Source organism: Kitasatospora sp. NPDC029367, from assembly GCF_055569135.1.
The window spans coordinates 44,623-60,085 of sequence record NZ_JBVHYH010000052.1; the positions used below are offsets into that span (position 1 = coordinate 44,623).

Consider the following 15,463-nt stretch of genomic DNA (forward strand, 5'->3'; position numbering starts at 1 on the left):
TCTTTTCTTCTCTTTTTCTCCCCCCCTCCTCTTCCCTCCCTCCCCCCCCCCCCCCCCCCCCCCCCCCCCCCCCCCCCCCCCCCCCCCCCCGCTCTTGTTCCTCACCGGTTCTCTGGGGCCCTCCCCCCTCCCCCCTCCCCCCTCCCCTCCGCCCCCTCCCCTCCGCCCTCCTCCCGCCTCCCGCACGAATAGTCATGAAACGTACGCAGGCCGTCGATTGCTGATCACGCTGCCCAGGCAGCGGGAGGGGATCTGTCCTCCCTGACTGTCCAGCAGCCGGCGGATCTCAGCCAGGGTGAGCACCGCGCGCTGCACCATCCGGATCAGCGCGATCCAACTCCCCTGTGCCCACGTGTCGCAGCGCATCGCCGGCCGTTTGACTTCAAGCGCGCTTGAACCGCTTGCCTGGCCACATGCTCTCAGCACACCTGCTCCGTCGGCTGCCCCGAGGCTACCGACCACTCTTCGCCCACCGCCCGTTCCGGCGCCTGCTGCCCGCAGTAGCGATATCCGACCTCGGCGACGGGATGAGCGTGGTCGCGGTGGCATGGCTGGCGGTACAGATCTCCCCGCCCGGCGCGGGCGGCCCGCTGATCGGAGCCGCAGTCGCCGCCTACATCCTGCCGGGCGCCATCGGCGCACTGCTGCTGGGCCGATGGCTGTGCTCCTTTCCCGCACAGCGGTTGATCCGCGCGAACGCCTGGACCCGCGCTCTCTTCCTCGGCTGCATCCCCCTCTCGTGGGCGCTCGGCATACTCCACCCTGCTCTCTACCTCACGCTGCTCGCCGGCTCATCCCTCCTGCACGCCTGGGGCGGCAGTGCCAAGTACGCTTTGGCCGCCCAAGTCCTCCCTGCCGAGCAGCACCTGGCGGCCAACGCACTGCTCAGCGCCAGCACCTGTGCGTCCACGATCGTCGGCCCAGCACTCGCCGGAGTCCTCGCGGCGGCAATCGCCCCGGCCTGGATCATCGGCCTGGACGCCCTGTCCTTCGCCGCACTGGCCTTCCAGAGCGCGCGCCTGGGCGAGCCGGACCCTCCGGCGCCCGCCGGACCTGCCCCCGACACCCGACCGGGCGGAGGCCTGCGCCTCCTACGCGCCCGGCCCCAACTGCTCGGCCTCCTCGCGGTGACCTGGCTGTTCAACCTGTTCTACGGACCCGTCGAAGTTGCCCTGCCCCTGTTCGTCGCCCAAGACCTCCACGCCGGCGCGGGGGCCCTCGGCCTGTACTGGGCCGCATTCGGCATCGGAGCGGTCATCGGCACCCTGGCCGTCGGCACTCTGCGAAACCTGCCGCTGTGGCCGGTCCTGCTGTGCATCATCGCCGGCCACGGTCTGGCCATGCTGCCCTTCGAACTCCACGCACCAGCAGTGCTTTCCCTCGGGGGCTTCGCCCTGGCCGGTGTGATCTACGGCCCCTACAACGCCCTGGCGTTCAAACTGTTCCAGGACCACACCCCGACAACCCTCCTCACCACCGTCCTCGCCCTGCGCGCGTCCGTCCTACTGACAGCGTCGCCCGTCGGCGCGGCACTGGGCGGCCCTCTCACCACCGCCCTTGGGGCCCGCCAAGTGCTGACCGGCACAGGCATCGCCATGATCTTCGTCGCCGCCTTCGCTGCAGCACTACGGATCCGCAGCACGAAACGGCACCGAATCCGCACCCATGCACTCCCAGTCGGCGACCCACACCCCTAGCCGAGGCCGTGTTGCAGCGGCAACCCCGGATCACCCTAGAGGCTTACGGCGTAACGGAGTTGGACCGCATCGGGTGGTGCGCGGTGACCGGCTGCCGGAACGGTTCGTTGGTCGGTGCGGCACACCGCACCGCCGATCCGAAGAGGTCCCTGTCATGTCCGAACCCTCTGCCACGCCGCCGTTCCCGAGCAGCCCGACCGGCTCGGCCACCGGCGACTCGGCCGGACCCGCGACCCCCAAGACCCTGCTCGAGCAGATGCAGGAACTGCTCGCCTCGGTGACCGCGGACCTCGCCGCACTCCAGTCCAACACCCGGGACGTCGCCCCGGCCGCCGCCTATCCCGCCGTCAACGACACCTCCGACTCCGCGTCCGGCACCCGGTAGTCCGGCGCCCGCTCCTCCTCCGTCGGCCTGCCCGCACCCGGCGGGCCGAGCCGGACCACCAGTAACGGCGCACCCTGACCGTCCGGTTCCGGCTCCGGTTCCGCGCCGCCGAGCACCGAGCGCTCCGCCGCTTCGCCCCGCCCGGTCGCCTCGCGCAACCGCGCGGCCACGTCCTTGCACTCCGACACCGCATCGACCCCGTCGATGCACGTCCAGTACAGGCTCTCGGTGTCCGCCCCGCAGGCCAGCACCACGAGCGTCTCCCCGACCTCCCGCAGGAGCTCCTCCAGCGCGCCCAAGGTCGCCGCCGTTTCGCCGAGTTCGGTGAGCCGACCGGCCCTACCGCCGCTCACCAGGGCGTTCGTGGCGACGGACCGCTCCAGGCAGACCGCCGCATGGGCGCCCGCCTCGGAGAGCTGCTGGCCGAGGCCCGTCAGCCCGTCGCTCTCGGACTCCGCCAGCCGGGCGCCCACCGCCTCGGTGAGCAGCGCGGCCTGCCGTGCCTCGGCCAGCACGTCCGGTACGTGCCTGGCCACGGCCAGGGCGTGCCGGGCCGTCTTGATCAGTCGCAGTGCCTCCATGGCCCCCGCTCCTTCCGCTCGTCGTCGCCGTCGACCAGCACCTCCGCCGGGGCGGTGGGGTGGTCACGGGGCGAGCGTGCGGGGAGGGTGGGGTGGGACGCATCCGCCCTTTTGAAAGCTGTGGAAAACCCGGGGGTTGTGGATAACTTCCGTCCCTCACAAGGGTGATCAGCCCTTGTCGGGATTGACGTCAGCTGCTTCGCCCGGCACCGGGAAGCGGTGCTCGTTGCGCTCGATCTTGGCCGCGAGCGCCTCCAGCGGGTCCACCCCGACCGCCGTGCAGAACTGCATCAGGTACGCCAGCACGTCCGCGACCTCGTCGCGCACCCGGTGGGCCCGTTCCGGGTCCGTCATCACCGCGGCGGCCTGCTCCGGTGTGAGCCACTGGAAGATCTCCAGCAGTTCCCCGGCCTCCACGCTCAGCGCCGCCGCCAGGTTCTTCGGCGTGTGGTACGGCTCCCACTGCCGGGCCGCCGCAAAGTCCACCAGCCGCTGCCGCAGCCCCTCCAGCGTCGGCTCCCCGGACAACCCGGCTGACCCGGCCGACCCCGCCGACCGGGACACCCCGGCTGACCCGGCCGACCCCGCCGACCGGGACACCCCGGCCGACCCGGCCGCCCCAGCCGCCCGGTCCGCCGCCGACTCCCCCGACCTCGTCACTCGCTCGTTCACGCCCCCAGGTCTACCCCATCCGCTCCCCCGGCCGCAGCGGAGCCTCCCCCACCCCCCGCGTCCACCGGGCCCTCCTCCCCGCGCCCGTACTGCACCGGCACCCGGGCCGTCTCCGGCCGGATCACCGTCGCCCCCGTCGCCGGGTCCCGCCGGCACTCCACCAGCGCCACCGCCCCCGTCCGCTCCCCGCCCGCCCCGAACGCGTCCCGCGCCGCCGCCGGCTCCTGGAGCGCGGCCACCACCCGCAGCGGGTTGCGCCCCGCCATGTCCCGCGCGAGCCGCAGCAGCGAGGCGGTCTGCTCGGTGGCGAGCCCGGCCCCGAGGTCCTCGGCGAGCACGGTGAGCTGCCGGTGCGCCCACGGCACCTCGGCGGCCACGTCGAGGTCGAGCACCCCCGCCCCGGTCAGCAGCACCGCCGCGAAGGCGAGGTGGCGCAGCATCCCGTCGGAGGCCTGGTCGGCGCCGGTGCGCCCGAGCACGCCCTCGTCGAAGACGGCCAGCACCCGGCGCCCCGTCCGGCTCTCGCGCTCGGCGAGGGTGAGGCCGAGCAGCGGGTGGGGCGCCGCCTCCTGGACGGCCCGCAGCAGTTGCCCGTACCGGCGCGGGCACTCGTGGGCGAGCCGGTTGATCAGGGCCGAGATGTTGGCGGCGTTGCTGCGCAGCCGGGCCTGCGGGTCGGCTCTGGCCCAGCCCCGCATCAGGGCCGGGACGGGGTGCAGCGGGAAGACCTCGCGCAGTGCGGTGAGCAGGTCCTCGGCGGCGGCGAGGACGAGCCGTTCGCCGGTGGAGGAGCCGGCGACCCGGAGCGGCAGTTGGGCGGTGATCATGGTGCTGCTGGGGAACGGCGCCCGGATGTCCCCCTGCCGGGTGTCGTTGTGCCAGCAGACGTTGACGCGCCCGTTGCGGACGTCCTGTTCGCCGGTGTCCACCAGGGTCCGGCCGTCGAGGGTGAGCGACTCCCGGGCGATCCGGACCGCGCCGTCGGTGCGGATCACCAGGTCGAGCCGGATCCGGCCGCGCGGCGAGCGGACGGTGCAGCCGAGGATGACGGCGTCGCGCCCGTGCGGCACGCACCCGGCGAGTCCGCCGCGTACGGGCGTGGCGAGCGGGCCGGTGCGGTCGGGCAGTCCGTCCAGGGAGTCGGGGATCTCCTCGCCGAGGGCGAGCCGGGACAGCACGGCGAGCGCGTCGAGGGCGTTGGACTTGCCGACCCCGGCCGGCCCGTGCAGCACGGTGAGCGGCGCGAGCGGCAGGACGGCCCGCCGGTAGGACTTGAAGGCGGTGAGCCGCAGTTCCTCGACGGTGGGGCGTGGCACTGGCGGCCGTTCGGGGCCGGGGGCGTCGGGGCGCAGTTGGGCCGGCCCGGCGGGCGCGGCGGCGTCGCGGTTCACCCGTCGGACGTTAGCCGCAGCCCGACGGGGCGAAACGTCCCTGCTCGCCAGATTCATCCCTACGTGGCGGCCCGTCTCGCGCCGCTGACCCAGGGCGGTCCGCCGCTACGGCCGCCGGTACCCGGCCACCGTCACCGAGGCGGTCACCTCGACCGGCTCGGGCAGTTCGTCCAGGGCGGCGGCGAGCCGGTCGGGGTCGGTGTGCCAGGCACTCGGCCCCATGCCGACGACGGTCCGGACGTCCTGGGCGGAGAGCCGCAGGGTGAACTCGACCGGCTGCCGGCCGGCCGGCGTGAGGTAGGGGCCGAGCTTCTCGTCGATCCGGCGCTGCTTCTCCTCGTCGACCGACAGCAGGCCGAGGGCGGCGACGAGTTCGCGCAGGTGGCGGGCGGTGGGCGAGACCAGCAGCAGGGTGCCGCCGGGGCGCAGCACACGGCGGATCTCGGGTCCGTTGCGCGGGGCGAAGACGTTGAGGACCAGGTCGGCGGAGGCGTCGCGCAGCGGCAGCGGGCGCCAGGCATCGCAGACCACCGCGCCGATCCGGGGGTGGGCCTTGGCGGCGCGGCGCAGCGCGTACTTGGAGATGTCGAGGGCGGCGCCGACCCGGCCGGGCAGGGCGTCCAGGACGTGGGCGAGGTAGTGGCCGGTGCCGGCGCCGAGGTCGGCGACCAGGCCCCGCGAGCCGTCCGCTCCGCCGTCGGCCGCGTCACTCACCGCCCCGTCACTCACCGCCGCGTCACCCACCGCCGCGTCACCCACCGCCGCGGCCAGGGCGTCGGCGATCGGCCGGTAGTGCCCGGCGGCGAGGAAGTCGGCGCGGGCGGCGACCATGTCGGCGGTGTCGCCGGTGCCGGTGTGGGCGTCACCGGCGAGGAGGCTGACGTAGCCCTGCTTGGCGAGGTCGAAGCTGTGGCCGGCGGGGCAGCGCAGGCTGCGCTCGTGCCGGGTGAGGTCCTGCGCGCAGTGGGGGCAGGCCAGGTAGGGCTCGATGTCCTGCAGCAACGTTCCGTCTTCTCTCGCCGTTCGGCCCCGGCCGGTCGGGGGCGCCAGCCAGCCTAACCACCCGGCCGGCGGTCGGCCGCCCCGCCGGACCGACACCGGCCCCGCGCACCGCGGCCTGCGGCCCACGGCCCACGCACCACGGCCCACGCACCGCGGCCTGTGGCCCACGGCCCGGACCCGCCCGACCAGGTCCACAAGGCACGCCCTAAACCGGAGCCCGCCCCCGCGACCGCTCCGCCGCCACCCGCAGGGCGAGCCCCGCGAGCGCCTCCGGCGCCCCGCGCCGCCCGCGCGCCCCGGGGAAGGCGTTGACGTCGACGATCACCGGCTCGTCGGCCCCGTCGAGCAGGTCGACCCCGTACACCTCCAGCCCGAACACCTCGCCCACCCGCAGGGCGAGCGCGGCCCGCCGGGCGGACGGCTGCCATTCTTCGACCGCCCCCACCCCCTCGTCGCCGACGGAGAGTTCGGACCGCCGCCGAGCGGCGAAGACCTGTCCGTCGACCACCCAGAGCTTCTGGTCCCAGCCGCTGCCCCGGTAGTACCGCTGGGTGACGACCTCCTCCTGCGGCCAACGCTCGGCGAGTTCCCGCAGCCGGGCCGCGCCGTCGACCAGCGCGACCAGGTCGTGGCGCCGACTGTGCCGGCTCTTCACCACGAACGGGCAGTCCTGGTAGGTGAGTTCGCCCAGCGCGCCGGCCGTGAACGTCGCCGCGAACGGCAGCCCGGCGCCCCGGGCGAGCGCGGCCATCCGCACCCGGTCCTGGCAGAGCCCGGTGGCCGCGGCCGAGTTGACCACCGCCGCCCCGCGCCGCTCCAACTCCCGGGCCAGCGCGAGTGCTTGCGGCGTACGCGCCTTGAGCAGGTAGACATCGGCGAGCGCTCCCCGAGGAACGCGGCCGCCGTTGAGCGGGACAGCCTCCACCCGGCAGCCGCGCCGCTCCAGCACCCCGGCGGCCGCCGCGAGCAGCGGGTGCCCGGGGTTGCCCGTGATCAGTGCGACCCTCACCGCAACCCACCGTCCACCAGGTCGCTCCGGCCGTACTCCTCGCCGCCGGCCGGAACCAGCGCGGGCATCGACACGGCCGTACCGCTGCGCGCGAGCCGCAGCACCGCCCGGGCGACCCGCTCCACCGCGTCGGGCACCTGCCGGAAGCTCGGGAAGTCGTTGACGTCCACCACCACCGGCCCGTCCGGCCCGAGCAGCACGTCGACGCCGTACAGGTCGAGCCCGAACACCTCGCCGACCTGCGCGGCGATCCGTGCCACGCTCGCCGGCAGCGGCACCGGCCGCTCGCGCACGCCCTGCCCCGGGTGCAGCGGCGATTCCCGTTCGGTCGCGAAGAGTTCGCCGTCGACGCAGTACACCTTGAGGTCGGTGCCGCTGTTGGGCACGTACGGCTGCGCGATCAGCAGTCCCTCCCCGGCGAGTTCGGGGCCGAGGCCGATCAGGTCGTCGGGTCCGGCCACCAGTCGTACGCCCCGCCCGGAGCTGCCGTCCGCGGGTTTGACGACCAGCGGGTACTCGGCGGCCGGGATCTCGGCGAGCCGCTCCCAGCGGGCGGCTGCGTAGGTGACCGGGGTGGGCAGGCCGCGGGTACGGGCGATCACCGAGGCGAGCGCCTTGTCCCGGACGCCGCGGATCGAGCGGACGTCGTTGACGGTGGTGAGGCCGACCGCGGCGGCCGCCTCCAGCAGGGTGAGCCCGGGTCCGCCGGAGACGGTCTTGAGCACCCAGGCGTCGTGGCTGCCGGCCCGGACCGCCTCGGAGATCGCCAGCAGCGAGTCGCCGGGGCGCAGCACGTCCACCCGGTGCCCCCAGCCGGTGAGTTGACGCGCGACGTCCAGTGGCATGCCGTCCCGCCGGTAGTGCTCCTCCACCAGAAAGCAGAGCCTCATGGGCCTGACTTCCCCCCTTGCCTCGCCGAGTGCGGATGTCCGCCGTCCCCCGCGGCAGAGCTGTGAAGGCATCAGCTTGCCCGGCGTACACGCACAAGATCGCCGCGAGCGGGTAAGCGTTCGGCAACAATCGAACGCCGGTCCGCCGCACAAACCGGTGGCGCGCCACCCCGGCCCCTGCTTTGATGCACGCCGTGACTTCTGCTGATCATGCTCCGGACCATGCCCTGCTCGACGGGATCGAGCGTTACTACGACGCCGTGCCCCGCAGTGCCGCCACCGCGGAGGACTTCGGCCCGCTGACGCTGTTCGTCCGCCGCGGCGAGACCGGCTGGCACTACTACGCCCGCCCCACCCCGGGCCACGGCGGCCCGGCCGCCACCGCCGACGACGTCCGCCGGGTGCTGGAGCGGCAGCGGGAGCTGGGGCTGCCGGAGGCCTTCGAGTGGGTGGCCGAGCAGAACCCCGAGCTGCGCGCGGCGGTGGAGGCGGCCGGCCTGGCGGTGCACGAGCACCCGCTGCTGGTGCTCGGCCCGCAGGACGCGACGGCCCCGGCACCGGCGCTCCCGGAGCAGGTGGAGGTACGGGTGCTGGCCGCGGACGCCCCCGAGCTGGCCGACGCGGTGGCCGTCCCGCACGTGGCCTTCGGCACCCCGGGCACCGCCACCGGCAGCGCGGGCGCGGCCGAACTGGCCGTGAGCGCGGCGACGTTGACGTCCGACGGCGGGGTGGCACGGATCGCGCAGCGGATCACCGACGGGGTCAGCGTGCTGGCGGCCGCGCTGGAGGGCGGCGACGTGCTCTGCGCGGGCCAGCACAACCCGGTGGGTTCGGTCACCGAGGTGGTCGGGGTCGGGACGCTGCCCTCCGCCCGGCGCCGCGGGCTGGCCCTGGCGGTCACCGCGGCGCTGGTGGCGCACGCCCGCGCCAACGGCGTGCGGACGGTGTTCCTGTCCGCCAGCGACGAGGACGTCGCCCGGATCTACCGCCGGGCCGGCTTCCGCCCGTTCGCCACGGCCCTCATCGCGGAGCCCGCCGCCGCGGACTCCCCGGCCTAGACCCGCACGGCACAGGCGCGGGCGCAGGCAGAGGCGCAGGCACAGGTAGAGGCGCAGGCACAAGCACGGGCAAGGCCACCGGACGGGCGGGGACGCGGCTCAGTCGTCGTCCTCGTCCTCGTCCTCCGCCCCCGTGACGCCCTCCCCCTCGGCCTCGTCGACCACCCAGGCCGCCAGCCGTTCGGCGACCCCGGACACCCCCAGCCGCCCTTCCCGGATGGCCCGGGAGAGGCTGCGCACCTCGCGGGCGGTGGTGGCGACGGTGCAGCCGCTGGCGACGAGGTAGGCGTAGGCGACGGCGGTCGCGAAGAGCTCGTTGGTCTTCTCCAGGGCGGGCACCCGGATCAGCTGGTGCATCAACGCGGCCGCGCGGTCCTGGGGTTCGGGGTAGACGGAGATGTCGAAGATCTCGGCCTGGTGCCGGGTGACGGCCGCGAGCAGCGAGCCGTAGTCGGTGACCTGCGGGTCACCGGGCGTGTACTGCTCGGCGGTCATGAGCAGCCACGAGAGGTCGACCTCCAGTTTCAACGGCGCACGTCCTGGAGCTCGCCCGAGTCCCCGAACTCGGCGAGGAACGACGCCTCGTACTCCTTCATGAACTGTGCGGCGGCGTCGATGAAGACCCGTCCCGATTCACCCATGTCCTGCTGGACCAGGCGTTCGATGTACTGGTTCATGCTGATCCCCTGCTGCTCCGCCCGTTCCCGGGCCATCTCGGCGGTCGTGGCGTCCACTCGGACGTTCAGCTGCTTCTTGCCCATGCCGTTCAAGCTAGCGCCGAAGTGCTAGCACAACAAGGGCGCACGCACACCGCCCGCACACCTGCCGCACGCCCCCACGCAACCCCTCCGTCACCGAACCGCCAACCGAACCGCTCACCCACCCGCTCCCTACCCCGCCACAGCCTCCGCCACCCGGCCCCCGACCCGACCGGGTCTGACTTGAAGAGTCCTGCACCATCCGGGACTCTGAACTCTCCTGAGCGTTCCCCGAGCGGCACCGACCGGTTTTGTGGAGGCCGGCAATGACAGCCATGTTCGACCAGGAGCTGCGCGAGCAGCTCGCCCAGGCCCGGCAGGACCTCGCGGCGGCCCGGGCCGAAGGGGACGCCGACGGCGTCCAGGCGTACGAGGGCCGGGTCGCCTCACTCCTACGGCTCGCCGCCCAGCACGGCATCGACCTTCCGCACAGCGCCGACGAAGAGGAGCGCAACGAGTAGCGCGTGCCCCGCCCAACGCCGAGGAGGCGGCACCCCGTGACGTACGGGGTGCCGCCTCCTCGGCCGTTCCGGGCGTTCGAAGACCGACGGGATCAGACCCCGGTCGGCTCCAGGATGGCCACGCACTCGAAGTGGTGGGTCATCGGGAACAGGTCGAAGGCCCGCAGCGAGACCGGCCGGTAGCCGCCCTCGCGGAAGAACCCGAGGTCCCGGGCGAGCGCCGCCGGGTCGCAGGCCACGTACGCGATCCGGCGGGCCTCCAGGCCGACCAGGTGCGCGACGGTCTCACGTCCGGCGCCGGCCCGCGGCGGGTCCAGCACGATCAGGTCGGTGGCGGTGATGCCGGTGCGCGGCAGCAGCGTCTCGACCCGGTCGCACTCGATCCGCACGTTGTCCAGCGCGGCCAGGTTGTGCCGGGCGTCGACGACGGCCTGCTTGGCCGACTCGATGCCGAGCACCGCGCCGTCCTCGCCGACCCGGTCGGCCAGCGCGCCGGCGAACAGGCCGACGCCGCAGTACAGGTCGAGCGCGCTCTCGCCCCACTGCGGGTCCAGACCGTCCAGCACCGCGTCGACCAGGGTGTCCGGCGCCTCCGGGTGGATCTGCCAGAAGCCGCCGTTGCTGACCCGCCAGGTGCGCCCGGCGGCCCGCTCGCGGACGAAGCCGCGCCCGTGCACCTTGTGCACGTCGCCCTGGTCGTCGATCCGGGCGATCGACACCGGCTTGTCCAGCTCGACCAGCGGCAGCTGGGCGCCGTCGCGCGGGGTCAGCACCACCTGGCGGTCCGAGGAGCCGGACGCGGCGACCACCTCGACGCTCGCCACCCCCGGCCAGTCGCGGGACTCGATGCCGAGCTCGGTGACGCCCTCGGCGGCGATCAGGCAGCGGTCGATCACCTGGACGCCGTGCGAGCGGTGCTTGCGCAGACCGACCTTGCCGGTCTCCGCGTCCACCGCGTACTGCACCCGGGTGCGCCAGGCCGGCACCTGCCCGGGCGCCAGCTTGCCGCCGACCGGCTCGATGCTGCCGTCCCAGCCGGCCTCGGCCGGGGTCAGCCCGGCGAGCTTCGCCAGCTGCTCGGTCAGCACCGCGGCCTTGAGCTTGCGCTGCCCGCCCGGGGTGACGTGCTGCCAGTCGCAGCCGCCGCACTTGCCCGGCCCGGCGAACGGGCAGGGGGCCTCGATCCGGTCCTTGGCGGGCTCCAGCACCTCCACGGCGTCCGCGCGCAGGAAACGCGAGGTGGTGGTGCCCTCGGTCACCTGCGCGACCACCTTCTCGCCGGGCAGCGCGTGCCGGACGAACAGCACCCGCCCCTCGTGCCGGGCCACGCAGTGCCCGCCGCCGTGTGCGACCGGGCCGACCTCGACCTCGTAGCGCTCGCCGACCAGCGGGTCCCCGGTCGGCGCCTCCGCCCGCCGCGGCCGCGCCGCCCCGGCAGCCGCGCCACGCAGCGCCTTCGGCGGCCGCACCGCCTGCTTGCGCGGCGCCTTCCGGGCGGCCCCGGCCGCGCCCTTCCCATCCTGGGCGGGCTTCCCCTCGCGAACGGCCTTCCCGTCGCGGACGGGCTTCTCGCCCCGGGCGGGCTTCTCGCCCCGGGCCGGCTTGGCGCCCCGGACGGGCTTCTCCTCCGGGGCCTCCCCCGGCACGACCGGCGCGGTGCGCGCCGTCAGCCCGTCACGGTCGGTGGCCTCCGGCCGGTGCGGCTTGCCCCAGCGCGGCCGGGCCACCTGCCCGGGCTGGGAGCCGCCCCGACGGGCGCCCTTGCCCTTGCCGGAGGCGCCGGAGGAGCCCGAGGAGCGGGGCGGAGTGTTGCGCGTCACTGGGAGGAGTCCTTGCTGCGGTCGGAGGTGGCACCGGCGTTGGAACCGGCACGGACGGAATCCTTCGACTTTACGGCCTTCGGCGCCCTCGGCTCGCCACGGCGGACGGATCCGGGCGCCGACCAGGCCTTCTGCGGCCTGCGCCGCTCCGAGGACTCCAGCTGCCACGGCACCGAGGTGACCATCACCCCCGGCTTGAACAGCAGCCGCCCCTTGAGCCGCAGCGCGCTCTGGTTGTGCAGCAGGTGCTCGTACCAGTGGCCGACCACGTACTCCGGGATGTAGACCGCGACCACGTCCCGCGGGCTGCTGCGCCGCAGGTTCTTCACGTAGTCCAGGACCGGCCCGGTGATCTCGCGGTAGGGCGAGTCCAGCACCTTGAGCGGCACCTCGATGCCGCGCTCGTCCCACTCCCGCCGCAGCGCCGCCGTGTCCGCCGGATCGACGTTGACGGTGACGGCCTCCAGGGTGTGGGCGTGCGCCAGCCGGGCGTACGCGAGGGCGCGCAGCGCGGGCTTGTGCAGCTTGGAGACCAGCACGATGGCGTGCACCCGGGTGGGCAGCACCACGTCGTCCGGCTCCTCGGCCGCGATGAGCTCCGCGGAGACCCGGTCGTAGTGGCGCCGGATGCCCTTCATCATCACGAACAGCACGGCCATCGCGGCGATCGCGATCCAGGCGTGGCCGATCTTGGTGACCAGGACGACGATCAGCACGGCCATCGTCATCACCAGGCCGAAGCCGTTGATCGCCCGGCTGCGCTGCATGTGCCGCCGCTTCGCCGGATCGGTCTCGGTGCGCAGCAGCCGGGTCCAGTGCCGGATCATGCCGGACTGGCTCATGTTGAAGGAGACGAAGACGCCGACGATGTAGAGCTGGATCAGCCGGGTCGGGTCCGCGTTGAAGGCGATGATCAGCAGGATGGCGGCGATGGCCAGCAGGATGATGCCGTTGGAGAAGGCCAGCCGGTCGCCGCGGGTGTGCAGCTGGCGGGGCAGGTAGCGGTCCTGGGCGAGGATCGAGCCGAGCACCGGGAAGCCGTTGAAGGCGGTGTTGGCGGCCAGCACCAGGATCAGGCCGGTGACGGCGGCGACGAAGTAGAAGCCGGGGGTGAAGTTGTTGAAGACGGCCTCGCTGATCTGTGCGAGCGCCGTCTTCTGGTGGTAGCCGGGGCCGGAGCCGACCAGCTGTTCGGCCGGGTTCTCGGCCATCTGCACACCGGTGAGCCGGGCCAGCCAGATGATGCCCATGAACATCACCACGGCGATGCTCGCCATCAGCAGCAGCGTGGTGGCCGCGTTCCTGCTCTTCGGCTTGCGGAAGGCCGGCACGCCGTTGGAGATCGCCTCGACGCCGGTGAGCGCCGCGCAGCCGGAGGAGAAGGACTTGAGCAGCAGGAAGACCAGCGCGAAGCCGGAGAGCGAGTCGTTGCCCGGGGTGGCCGCGAGGTGGAAGCCGGAGCTCTCGGCGGGCATGGACTGGCCGAGCACGAAGTGCCGGAAGACGCCGTAGCCGACCATGCCGATCACGCCGGCCATGAAGGCGTAGGTGGGCACCGCGAAGGCGGAGCCGGATTCGCGCACCCCTCGCAGGTTCATGCCCATCAGCAGCACGACCACGACCACCGAGACGATCATCTCGTGGCCGCGCAGCGCCGGGACGGCGGAGACCACGTTGGCGACGCCGGAGGTGGTGGACACGGCGACGGTGAGCACGTAGTCGACCATCAGGGCCGCGGCGACGACCAGTCCGGCCGCCGGGCCGTGGTTGACGGTCGCCACCTCGTAGTCGCCGCCCCCGCTGGGGTAGGCGTGCACGTTCTGCCGGTAGGAGGCGACGACGGCGAGCATCACGACCGCCACCACGACGCCGATCTGCCAGGAGAAGTGGATCGCCGAGACGCCCGCGACGGAGAGCGTGAGCAGGATCTCCTCAGGGGCGTACGCGACCGAGGAGAGCGCGTCCGAGGCGAAGACGGGCAGCGCGATCCGCTTGGGGAGGAGCGTCTCCCCGAGTTTGTCGCTGCGCAGGGCGCGCCCGATCAGCAGGCGTTTCGGAAGGTCAGTCGGCATAGGCACGTTAAGGAATCGTAGGGGTTTCCCGACGTGGCTTGCGCCGTTCATCCCCCCCTTCGTCGCGACTGTGTTCGGTGGACCGGCTAGCGTGTCGGATACGAGTCGGTGGGCAACACTCTGGTTGTCGAGCGGAGTCCGGCCGACGCCCCACGAGAGCCCTCGCCCCGGAACGCCCGGGCGGGAAAGGGAGATGAACGGTGTTTGCGCAGGTCAAGACCCCTTCGGGACGGGTGAGGTAGCGCCGGTGCACATCGTCATCATGGGCTGCGGCCGCGTGGGCTCCGCCCTCGCGAGAACGCTGGAGAAACAGGGCCACTCGGTGGCCGTGGTCGACCAGGACCCGACCGCCTTCCGCCGGCTGGGCGCCGGGTTCAACGGGCGCCGGGTGACCGGGGTCGGTTTCGACCAGGACACCCTGCGCGAGGCGGGCATCGAGGAGGCCGGCGCCTTCGCCGCCGTCTCCAGCGGTGACAACTCCAACATCATCGCCGCCCGGGTCGCCCGGGAGACCTTCGGCGTCGAGAACGTCGCGGCCCGGATCTACGACCCCCGCCGCGCCGAGGTGTACCAGCGTCTGGGCATCCCGACCGTGGCGACGGTCCGCTGGACCGCCGACCAGATGCTGCGCCGACTGCTGCCGAGCGGCGCCGAGCCGCTGTGGCAGGACCCGAGCGGCAGTGTGCAGCTGGCCGAGGTCGCGTACCACCCGGACTGGGTGGGCCAGCGGATCAGCCGCCTGGAGGAGGCGTCCGGCGCCCGGGTGTCGTTCGTCACCCGGCTCGGTGAAGGGATGCTCCCCTCGCCGCAGATGGTGGTGCAGGAGGGCGACCTGGTGCACGTGATGCTGCGCCGGGCCGACCTGACGGCGGTCGAGGCCGCGTTCGCGCAGGGGCCGAAGGAGGAGGGTCACTGATGCGGGTCGCCATTGCCGGAGCCGGTGCCGTGGGTCGCTCGATCGCGGGCGAGCTGCTGGAGAACGGTCACGAGGTCCTTCTGGTCGACAAGAACCCGAACGCCATCTCGGTGGAGCGGGTGCCCATGGCGGAGTGGCTGCTGGCCGACGCCTGCGAGATCACCTCGCTGGACGAGGCGGCGCTGCAGCGCTGCCACGTGGTGATCGCCGCGACCGGTGACGACAAGGTCAACCTGGTCGTGTCGCTGCTCGCCAAGACCGAGTACGCGGTGCCGCGGGTGGTCGCCCGGGTGAACAACCCGAAGAACGAGTGGCTCTTCAACGAGTCCTGGGGCGTGGACGTGGCCGTCTCCACCCCGCGCCTGATGTCCGCGCTGGTCGAGGAGGCGGTCAGCGTCGGCGACCTGGTCCGCCTGATGCGGTTCAGCCAGGGCAACGCCAACCTGGTCGAGCTGACCCTGGCCGGCGAGGCCGAGCTGGTCGGCACCCGGGTGGGTGACGTCTCCTGGCCGCAGGACACCGCGCTGGTGAGCATCATCCGCGAGGGCCGGGTGCTGGTGCCGGCCAAGGACGACACCCTGGAGGGCGGCGACGAGCTGCTCTTCGTGGCCGCGCAGGAGCGCGAGGAGGAGCTGGAGCAGCTGCTGTCGGCGACCTCCGGCGCCCAGTAGGCAGCGCCCGGCCGAGCGGCGCGCGGCGAACGCGAGTACGGCCGAGGGCCCGCATCCCCGTTCAGGGGGTGCGGGCCCTC

General features: G+C 73.5%; 16 protein-coding genes. 6 read left to right on the forward strand and 10 right to left on the reverse strand.

What is annotated here, in order from left to right; all coding sequences use genetic code 11:
* The first annotated feature begins 413 nt into the window (after window positions 1–413).
* Both ACZ4W5_RS25560 and ACZ4W5_RS25565 read left to right on the forward strand, forming a co-directional pair.
* Window positions 414–1,697 carry an MFS transporter gene (locus tag ACZ4W5_RS25560; protein WP_465657125.1) on the forward strand — a complete coding sequence of 428 codons (1,284 nt, stop codon included), beginning with the start codon at window positions 414–416 and terminating at the stop codon, window positions 1,695–1,697.
* Between the two features lie 154 nt (window positions 1,698–1,851).
* A complete protein-coding gene (locus ACZ4W5_RS25565; protein WP_465657127.1) occupies window positions 1,852–2,082 on the forward strand; it encodes a hypothetical protein in 231 nt (76 codons plus the stop codon).
* On the opposite strand, the gene ACZ4W5_RS25570 is transcribed toward ACZ4W5_RS25565, so the two are convergent.
* The 6 genes from ACZ4W5_RS25570 to ACZ4W5_RS25595 form a co-directional block, all read right to left on the reverse strand.
* A complete protein-coding gene (locus tag ACZ4W5_RS25570; RefSeq protein ID WP_465657129.1) occupies window positions 2,034–2,663 on the reverse strand; it encodes a DUF6099 family protein in 630 nt (209 codons plus the stop codon). The genes ACZ4W5_RS25565 and ACZ4W5_RS25570 overlap by 49 nt on opposite strands.
* Window positions 2,664–2,831: 168 nt before the next feature.
* Window positions 2,832–3,191, reverse strand: coding sequence for a nucleotide pyrophosphohydrolase (locus tag ACZ4W5_RS25575; protein ID WP_465657131.1), 360 nt, complete (start codon window positions 3,189–3,191; stop codon window positions 2,832–2,834).
* Window positions 3,192–3,331: 140 nt separating this feature from the next.
* Window positions 3,332–4,726 carry an AAA family ATPase gene (locus ACZ4W5_RS25580; RefSeq protein WP_465657133.1) on the reverse strand — a complete coding sequence of 465 codons (1,395 nt, stop codon included), beginning with the start codon at window positions 4,724–4,726 and terminating at the stop codon, window positions 3,332–3,334.
* 105 nt (window positions 4,727–4,831) lie between these two features.
* The gene (locus ACZ4W5_RS25585) at window positions 4,832–5,728 is read right to left on the reverse strand and encodes a putative RNA methyltransferase (RefSeq protein ID WP_465657135.1); all 897 of its coding nucleotides are present in this window, start codon (window positions 5,726–5,728) and stop codon (window positions 4,832–4,834) included.
* Between the two features lie 205 nt (window positions 5,729–5,933).
* Window positions 5,934–6,737, reverse strand: coding sequence for an ATP-grasp domain-containing protein (locus ACZ4W5_RS25590; protein WP_465657137.1), 804 nt, complete (start codon window positions 6,735–6,737; stop codon window positions 5,934–5,936).
* Window positions 6,734–7,627, reverse strand: a complete 894-nt coding sequence (locus ACZ4W5_RS25595) for an ATP-grasp domain-containing protein (RefSeq protein WP_360245795.1) — start codon at window positions 7,625–7,627, stop codon at window positions 6,734–6,736. The genes ACZ4W5_RS25590 and ACZ4W5_RS25595 overlap by 4 nt, the downstream gene beginning before the upstream one ends.
* A gap of 194 nt (window positions 7,628–7,821) precedes the next feature.
* On the opposite strand from ACZ4W5_RS25595, the gene ACZ4W5_RS25600 reads away from it, so the two are divergent.
* A complete protein-coding gene (locus ACZ4W5_RS25600; protein WP_465657140.1) occupies window positions 7,822–8,685 on the forward strand; it encodes a GNAT family N-acetyltransferase in 864 nt (287 codons plus the stop codon).
* Between the two features lie 99 nt (window positions 8,686–8,784).
* Here the strand turns inward: ACZ4W5_RS25600 and ACZ4W5_RS25605 are convergent, their stop codons facing one another.
* Complete coding sequence (locus ACZ4W5_RS25605; protein WP_188305350.1) at window positions 8,785–9,213, reverse strand: fic family toxin-antitoxin system, toxin component; 429 nt, start codon at window positions 9,211–9,213, stop codon at window positions 8,785–8,787.
* Window positions 9,210–9,446, reverse strand: a complete 237-nt coding sequence (locus tag ACZ4W5_RS25610; protein ID WP_465657142.1) for a toxin-antitoxin system HicB family antitoxin — start codon at window positions 9,444–9,446, stop codon at window positions 9,210–9,212. Before ACZ4W5_RS25610 ends, ACZ4W5_RS25605 begins: the two co-directional genes overlap by 4 nt.
* A 263-nt stretch (window positions 9,447–9,709) precedes the next feature.
* Between ACZ4W5_RS25610 and ACZ4W5_RS25615 the strand changes: the two genes are divergently transcribed.
* A complete protein-coding gene (locus tag ACZ4W5_RS25615) occupies window positions 9,710–9,904 on the forward strand; it encodes a hypothetical protein (protein ID WP_360245804.1) in 195 nt (64 codons plus the stop codon).
* 92 nt (window positions 9,905–9,996) lie between these two features.
* On the opposite strand, the gene ACZ4W5_RS25620 is transcribed toward ACZ4W5_RS25615, so the two are convergent.
* A complete protein-coding gene (locus ACZ4W5_RS25620) occupies window positions 9,997–11,292 on the reverse strand; it encodes a class I SAM-dependent RNA methyltransferase (RefSeq protein WP_360245825.1) in 1,296 nt (431 codons plus the stop codon).
* Window positions 11,293–11,720: 428 nt separating this feature from the next.
* Window positions 11,721–13,796: an APC family permease gene (locus ACZ4W5_RS25625; RefSeq protein ID WP_402483846.1), complete on the reverse strand. Its 2,076-nt coding sequence runs from the start codon at window positions 13,794–13,796 to the stop codon at window positions 11,721–11,723.
* Between the two features lie 247 nt (window positions 13,797–14,043).
* Between ACZ4W5_RS25625 and ACZ4W5_RS25630 the strand changes: the two genes are divergently transcribed.
* Window positions 14,044–14,712 (forward strand): potassium channel family protein, encoded by a 669-nt coding sequence (locus tag ACZ4W5_RS25630; protein ID WP_360245810.1) that lies wholly within the window; start codon window positions 14,044–14,046, stop codon window positions 14,710–14,712.
* Complete coding sequence (locus ACZ4W5_RS25635) at window positions 14,712–15,383, forward strand: potassium channel family protein (protein WP_360245813.1); 672 nt, start codon at window positions 14,712–14,714, stop codon at window positions 15,381–15,383. The genes ACZ4W5_RS25630 and ACZ4W5_RS25635 overlap by 1 nt, the downstream gene beginning before the upstream one ends.
* Window positions 15,384–15,463: the final 80 nt, after the last annotated feature.